Here is a 6,831-nt window from a genome sequence, read left to right as displayed (position 1 = left end):
CGCCGCGGTGCTCCGCCGCGCGGCGGCGATCTACTGCGAAGACACGCGGGTTACGGCGAAGCTCGCTTCCCGGTTCGGGCTCTCCGCGCCCCGGATCTCCTGCCACGCGCACAACGAGGAAACGCGGGTCGCCGAAGTTCTCGCTCGCCTCGCGCGGGGCGAAGAGGTGGCGCTCGTTTCGGACGCCGGGACCCCGGCGGTCTCCGATCCGGGAGAGCGGATCGTCGCCGCGGCCGCGGCGGCGGGGTTCCCGGTCGTCACGGTGCCCGGCCCGAACGCCGCGGCGGCGGCGCTCTCGATCTCCGGCCTCCCCGCCGTTCCTCACGTCTTCCTGGGGTTTCCACCGCCGAAATCGGGAGCCCGCCGGGCCTTCTTCGAGCGGTACCGGGACCGGCCCGAGACGCTGGTCTGGTTCGAGGCGCCCCACCGGCTCGCGGCATCGCTTTCCGACGCCGCCGCCGCGCTCGGGTCCCGGCCCGCGATCGTCGCGCGGGAGCTCACGAAGATCCACGAGGAGGCCCTCCGCGGCGACCTCTCGGAGCTTCGCGACCGGATCGCGTCGCGCGGCGCGGTCCGCGGAGAATGCGTGGTGGTGGCGGGCGGAGCGCGCGCGCCGGAATCCTCGCACGCGCCGGACGAGGTCGATGCGCGCATCGCCGCCCTCGAGGGACGGGGGATGACGTCCCGCGAGATCGCGCGGGAAGTGGCGCGCGCGACGGGCGTCGCCTCCCGGGACGTGTACCGGAGGGTCGTCTCGCGGAAATGATCCCGGGGAGCTTCACCGACGGTCGCGGGGCCGGCGGACGGGCGCGGGAGCCGCTGAAGGATCGGGCCCGTGACGAAACGCGGACACCCCGGCGAGGGGCGGGTGCCTCCTGTGATTCGACGCGGCGCCGTCCGCCGTGCCGCTCCCAACGACGGTAAAGCTATTTTCGGGGCGGAACACTAGAATCGCTCGATGCCGCGAGAGTCGTCCGCCGGGAAGAAGAACCGCGCGAAAGAGATCATCCGGAGGCTGGCGCGCGCCTATCCCGGCGCGCGGTGCTGGCTCGACTACGAAACGCCGTTCCAGCTCTTCGTCGCGACCGTCCTTTCCGCCCAGTGCACCGACGAACGGGTCAACGCGGTGACCCCCGGGCTCTTCCGCAAGTACAAGGGTCCCTCCGACTACGTCAACGCTCCGGCCGGCGAGCTCGAACGCGACATCCGGCCCACCGGCTTCTTCAACAACAAGGCGAAGAGCCTTCGGCGCGCGGGCGCCGTGCTGATGAAGGAATTCGGCGGACGGCTTCCGGAAGCCGAGGAAGATCTGCTCCGGTTGCCCGGAGTCGGCCGCAAGACGGCCAACGTCATCCGCGGAAACGCTTTCGGCGCCGAGGCGGGGATGGTGGTCGACACCCACGTCGGCCGGCTGTCGCGCCGGCTCGGGTTGACGCGTGAGACCGACCCCGTCAAGGTGGAAACGGAGCTCAACCGGCTCGTTCCCGTGAAAGATCGCGCCGTCCTGGCCCACCGGTTGATCCAGCACGGACGGCTCGTGTGTACCGCCCGGCGGGCGTTCTGCGATCGATGCGTGCTCGCGGATCTCTGCCCGAAGGTGGGCGTCTCCGTCGTCCCGCGGGAGAAGCGCCCGAAAGCGGCGGCACGCGGCCGCCGGACCTGACCGCCGCCCTCGGGAACTTTCCCCCCCGCCCGGTGTCTCCTCCTGCGAGGAGGCGCGCATGTTCGAAACCGCCCTGGCCGGTCATCCCGCCCCGCATCGCCGCTCGGTCGCCGGGCCGCTCTCGGTCACCCTCCACCTCGCGGTTCTTGCCGCCATCGCGATCGGATCCGCCTGGCGGATATCCGATCCGGGAGAGCCGAACGTGCGAATCCTCTTTCTCCCGACGCCCCCGCCTCCGGCCGCCGGTTCCCCCGGCCTCCCCGCGGAACGCCCCGAGTCCCCGAAGCCCGGAGCCGGAAGACGGATCGCGGCGCCCCTCGCCCGATTCGTCGCCCCGGCGGCCATTCCGGTGCGCATCGACGCCGCGCCGGTCGCCGCGCCCCTGGGCACTGCGCCGGTCGCCGCGAGCCCGGGATCGGGGCCCGGCGCGACGGACGGTGTGGAGGGGGGAACGGGGGACAGCCCATTCCCCGGCGTCGGCGACGGCGGCCCGATTTCCGCCACCGCGCCGAACGTCGTTCCGCCGCGCCTCCTGTCGCAGGCTCAGCCGGAGTATCCGGAAGCGGCCCGGCGAGCACGGCTGCAGGGAATCGTGCTGCTCCAGGCCGTGATCGGAACCGGGGGAGACGTCGAGGACGTGCGGGTCGTGTCGAGCGCGTCTCCGCTCTTCGCGGAGGCCGCGATCCGCGCCGTCCGGCAATGGCGCTACGTTCCCGCGATGCTCGACCGGAGGGCGGTGCGGGTCTATCTGGCGGTCACGATCCAGTTTGCCTTGAGATAGCGGCGAGGACCGGGCGGCCTTCTCACTCGCCCCGCACGGTGATCGTCAGATACACCGCGATCGGCCTTCCGTCGAGGAGCGCAGGGCGATATTTCCACTGCCGCAGCGCCGCGAGAACGGCGCGGTCGGCCGCCGGATTCGACCGCACGATCCGCGTCGATACCACATCGCCGGTCGCGGAGATGACGGCTTCGACGACGACCGGCGAAACCGCCAGCAGCCGCCGCGCGGACGCGGGGATCGTCGGCTCGACCCGGCGGAGGAGAACCGGGGCCTGGACGGTACCGGCCACGCGCAGGGGCGGCTCGGCCGCGTCGCGCCGCTCCGTCTTCCCCTCCGGCGATGCCTCGGTCGGAACGGGAGGCTCCGGGGCGGAGACGCCTTTCTCACGGACGGCCTCTCTCTCCGTCGCGCCGCCGACGACTGCCCCCGCGACTCCCTCCGGGACGCCTCCTTCGACCCCCCCTTCCGCGCCCGTCGCCCGATCCGGTCGACTCTCCGGCTCGGCCGGCTTCGGCTCGGGAGCGAACGCCGGACGATTCTCTTCGCGCGCCCGGTCGGAACGCGGCGCTCGGGAGGAAGGTGCCCGGCCCGTCGAAGAATCGGATGGGCCACGCTTTTCGGTGGAGGGCGCGCGGCTCGTCCGGCCGTTCTCGGCGACGAGCGAGGGAGACGGCCTGCGGCCCAGGACCGCGAACAGCGCGATTGCCGCCACGAGCCCGATCGCGGCCACGCTCGCCCAGAGGAGATCGATCTCGAGAGCCAGGAATCGGACCGGCGGCCGGCGCCGGAGCTCGGTGTCGATCCGCCGCGATATTCGCCGGGCGAGGGACGGATCCGAGGGCTCGGGCCGGCTCTCCCGGTACATCGCGAGCACCGCCTCGTACTCCGCGGCCGCCGCCGAGCACTCCGCACAAGCGGCCGCGTGGCGATCGAACGCCTCCTTCTCGGCGGCCGACAGCTCGCCGTCGTGATACCGCGACAGGAAACCGATCGAGCGGGACGGGTGTTCGGCGGCTCTCTTCACTTCGGGCCCTTCCGGACGAGCGGGACGAGGAGGGCGCGGAGCCTCCCCCGCCCCCGGGCGATCCGCGATTTTACCGTGCCGCGCGCGATTCCGAGCGAGGCGGCGATCTCTTCGTAGCTCCATCCCTCGAGATCGCGAAGGATGATCGGCATCCGGAACTCCTCCGGAAGCTCCCGCAGGGCGCGTGCGATCCACGCACGGGTCTCCGCCGTCCCCGCCGCGCGCTCCGGATCGGGGCCGCGGTCGGGAGGATCGGCCCCGGCTTCCGGGTCGGCCGGCGAAAAGATCCGCCGGAATCGCCCGAGGAACCGATAGCGGTTCTTCACCGCGTTGTGGGCGATCGCCGCGAGCCACGCGCGAGCGGGCGCGTCGCCGCGGTACCCGGAAAGACCGCGGAACGCCCGGAGATAGATCTCCTGCGTCAGGTCCTCGGCCGCGTCGGGGCCGACCGCGCGGCTCATCCAGGCGAAAACGACCGCGGACGTCCGCTCGATGAGCTCGTCGAAGGCGCGAGAGTCTCCCTCGCGGGCGCGGCGAAGGAGCTCCTCCTCCGTCTCCTCGGCCACGTCGTCAACGCTCCCCGTCTTCGGCCCGAGTTCCGGAAAAGACTGTGCACAACCTGCGGAAATTCAGCGGCCCGCCAAGCAGGCCCCTCGGAGGCAGGCGAATGCACCGATTCATGTGCAACATCGGAAATGTCTGACGTCATGGATCTTACGAGTGACCGCTTCGGCTCCAGGCCCGATTTCCGGGGATTTGCTCGCTGACGTTCTCTTTTTCCACATGGATTCCTCTGGGATTGGACGATTTACGCGCGACGCGGGAAGGGCGCCCTCTACGAGACGTGCTCTCCGTAAACGGATTTCAGCGTCGTGACGATCTCTCCCAGCGTCACGTCCGCTTCGACGGCTTCGAGCATGGCAGGAAGGAGATTGCGGCCCTCGCGGGCATCCGCGAGGAGTCTCGCCCGGGCGCGTTCGAACGCTCCCGGATCCCGTCGTTCCCGGAAAGCGCGCAGCCGTCGAACCTGCTCCCCCTCGACCTCCCCGCCGATCGTCAGAAGAGGAGGAGAGACGCTCTCCGACTCGGCGAACCGGTTGACTCCGACGACGACGCGCTCTCCGGTCTCCGCCTGGCGCTGCGCCGTGAACGCCGCGTCTTCGATCGCGCGCGCGAAGAAGCCGTTCGCGATCGCGGCGAGCGAGCCGCCGAGCGAATCGATCTTCCCGATGAGCGTCTTCGCCCGGTCGTGGATCTCTCGCGTCCACGCTTCCACGAGGTACGACCCGCCGAGGGGATCGACGACGTCGGCGACTCCCGATTCCCACGCGATGACCTGCTGGGTGCGAAGCGCGAGCTTCGCGGAGGATTCGGTCGGAAGCGCGAGAGCCTCGTCGAACGCGTTCGTGTGGAGCGACTGGGCCCCTCCGAGCACGGCCGAGAGCGCCTCGAGCGCGGTCCGTACCGTGTTCACCTCCGGCTGCTGGGCCGTCAGCGTCGATCCCGCCGTCTGCGCGTGGAACCGCAGGTACCCGGACCGCGGATCTCTGGCGCCGAAGCGGTCGCGGACGATCTCCGCCCAGAGCGCGCGGGCCGCGCGGAACTTCGCGACCTCCTCGAAGAAGTTCGAATGCGCGTTGAAGAAGAAGGAGAGGCGCGGCGCGAACTCGTCGATCGCGAGCCCGCGAGCGAGCGCGGCCTCGACGTACGCGATTCCGTTGGCGAGCGTGAAGGCGACCTCCTCGACCGCGGTCGCGCCCGCTTCGCGGATGTGGTACCCGGAGATCGAGATCGTGTTCCACCGCGGCGCTTCGTCGCGGCAGAACTCGAAGACGTCGGTCGCGATCTTCATCGACGGCTTGGGGGGAAAGACGTAGGTCCCCCGCGCGATGAACTCCTTCAGGACGTCGTTCTGGATCGTCCCCGAGAGATCGCTCCACGCGAACCCCCGCCGCCGCGCGACCGCGAGGTAGAGCGCGAGCAGGATCGCCGCCGTCGAATTGATCGTCATGGAGACGGAGACCCGGTCGAGCGGGAGCGCCTCGGTCAGGATCTCCATGTCTTCGATCGTCGCGATCGCGACCCCGACCTTCCCCACCTCGCCGCGCGCGAGCGGATCGTCCGAGTCGAACCCGATCTGCGTCGGGAGATCGAAAGCGATCGAGAGACCCGTCTGCCCCCTCTCGAGGAGATAGCGATAGCGGGCGTTCGACTCGCGCGCGCTCCCGAAGCCCGCGTACTGCCGCATCGTCCAGAGACGCGCGCGGTATCCCTCGGCGGTGAGTCCGCGCGTGTACGGAAACGCGCCCGGCGGCGGAGCGGGCCCGGGGGCGTCGCCGGGTCCGTAGGAGGGGCGGATCGGAATCCCGGAGGAAGTCGTCTCCGCGACTCGCCGCGCGGTCTTCTTCTCGTCGTCCGCCATCGTCGCCGGAATTGTATTCCGGGCGGGCGGCGGGAACCGGAATGGTAGAATGCGCGCCTTGGCAAGCCATCTCTCCGGCAGGATCGAGAGTTTCGACGTCGTCGATCTCATCCAGTGGCTCGAAGTGCGGCGCGCTTCCGGACGGCTCACCCTGATCCGCGGGGCGGACCGGAAGACGATCGACTGGAAGAACGGCGACATCGTCTTCGTTTCCGGGGGAAAGCCCGGCGACCGCCTCGGCCAGGCCCTCCTCCGCTCGCGCGCGGTCCCGGTCTCGTCCCTCTACTCGTCGCTCGCCCGCAATCTCGCGTCCGGCGTCAAGCTCACCCGCGTGCTCCTCGAGGAGGACTGGATCCCGCGCGACTCGCTCGCGGAGCTCGTCGGCGCGCTCGCCGAGAAGCTCCTCAAGGAGGTCCTCGCGTGGAAGCACGGGCGCTTCGATTTCGACCCGGAGTTCCAGACGGAAGACCTCCTTCAGATCCACCTGAAGATCAAGGGACAGGTGATCGCCTTCCAGGCGATGAAGGACATGGACGACACCGTTCGCTTCGACCGGTCGGTCGCGGCCGAGCCGGCGGAGGGAGACGGGTGGGAACAGGAGTTCCGTCCCGAGGCGATCGAGGACGGTTTCTGGGAGGTTCTCGCGCGGTGCGCCGAAGACGATCTCGGCGCGGCCAAGGGGCACGAGTCGTTCGTCCAGTTCCGGAGCTTCGCGGCGGCCCTGCACGCCCGCCTCGCGGCGCCCGTGCATTTCTTCCCGATCTTCGACGACACGGCGCGGTTCGCGGGGGAGATCCTCGCCTCGGAGGAAGCCTCGGCGGCCTCGGAACGGCTTCTCGGCCTCGCGCGGCTCGATCCCTTCTTCGCGGCGAACCTCCTCATCCTCGCCAACGCGTTCGCCGTCGGCAGCGTCCGGCGCGTCGGCACGCTGCCCGAGG

Annotated in this window: 7 protein-coding genes; 4 read left to right on the top strand and 3 right to left on the bottom strand. The window is 70.5% G+C overall.

The window, feature by feature from the left end; all coding sequences use genetic code 11:
• From rsmI to VFS34_12920, 3 genes are all read left to right on the top strand, one after another.
• Positions 1–766: 16S rRNA (cytidine(1402)-2'-O)-methyltransferase (rsmI, locus tag VFS34_12930; GenBank protein HET9795352.1), on the top strand; the 766-nt coding region annotated here is incomplete at its 5' end.
• A 192-nt stretch (positions 767–958) separates the two neighbouring features.
• A complete protein-coding gene (gene nth / locus VFS34_12925; GenBank protein ID HET9795351.1) occupies positions 959–1,663 on the top strand; it encodes an endonuclease III in 705 nt (234 codons plus the stop codon).
• A 58-nt stretch (positions 1,664–1,721) separates the two neighbouring features.
• On the top strand, positions 1,722–2,444 hold the full coding sequence (locus VFS34_12920) for a TonB family protein (protein HET9795350.1): 723 nt from the start codon (positions 1,722–1,724) through the stop codon (positions 2,442–2,444).
• Positions 2,445–2,466: 22 nt separating this feature from the next.
• Here VFS34_12920 and VFS34_12915 read toward each other — a convergent pair whose 3' ends face one another.
• The 3 genes from VFS34_12915 to VFS34_12905 form a co-directional block, all read right to left on the bottom strand.
• The gene (locus VFS34_12915; protein ID HET9795349.1) at positions 2,467–3,471 is read right to left on the bottom strand and encodes an energy transducer TonB; all 1,005 of its coding nucleotides are present in this window, start codon (positions 3,469–3,471) and stop codon (positions 2,467–2,469) included.
• Positions 3,468–4,037: a sigma-70 family RNA polymerase sigma factor gene (locus VFS34_12910; protein ID HET9795348.1), complete on the bottom strand. Its 570-nt coding sequence runs from the start codon at positions 4,035–4,037 to the stop codon at positions 3,468–3,470. The genes VFS34_12915 and VFS34_12910 overlap by 4 nt, the downstream gene beginning before the upstream one ends.
• A 269-nt stretch (positions 4,038–4,306) precedes the next feature.
• Positions 4,307–5,893, bottom strand: coding sequence for a methylmalonyl-CoA mutase family protein (locus tag VFS34_12905; protein HET9795347.1), 1,587 nt, complete (start codon positions 5,891–5,893; stop codon positions 4,307–4,309).
• A gap of 58 nt (positions 5,894–5,951) precedes the next feature.
• On the opposite strand from VFS34_12905, the gene VFS34_12900 reads away from it, so the two are divergent.
• Positions 5,952–6,831 (top strand): DUF4388 domain-containing protein (locus VFS34_12900; protein HET9795346.1); only part of this gene is annotated, 880 nt, incomplete at its 3' end.

Source organism: Thermoanaerobaculia bacterium (assembly GCA_035717485.1).
Classification (GTDB): domain Bacteria; phylum Acidobacteriota; class Thermoanaerobaculia; order UBA5066; family DATFVB01; genus DATFVB01.
This window is presented reverse-complemented; position numbering and strand designations above follow the sequence as displayed.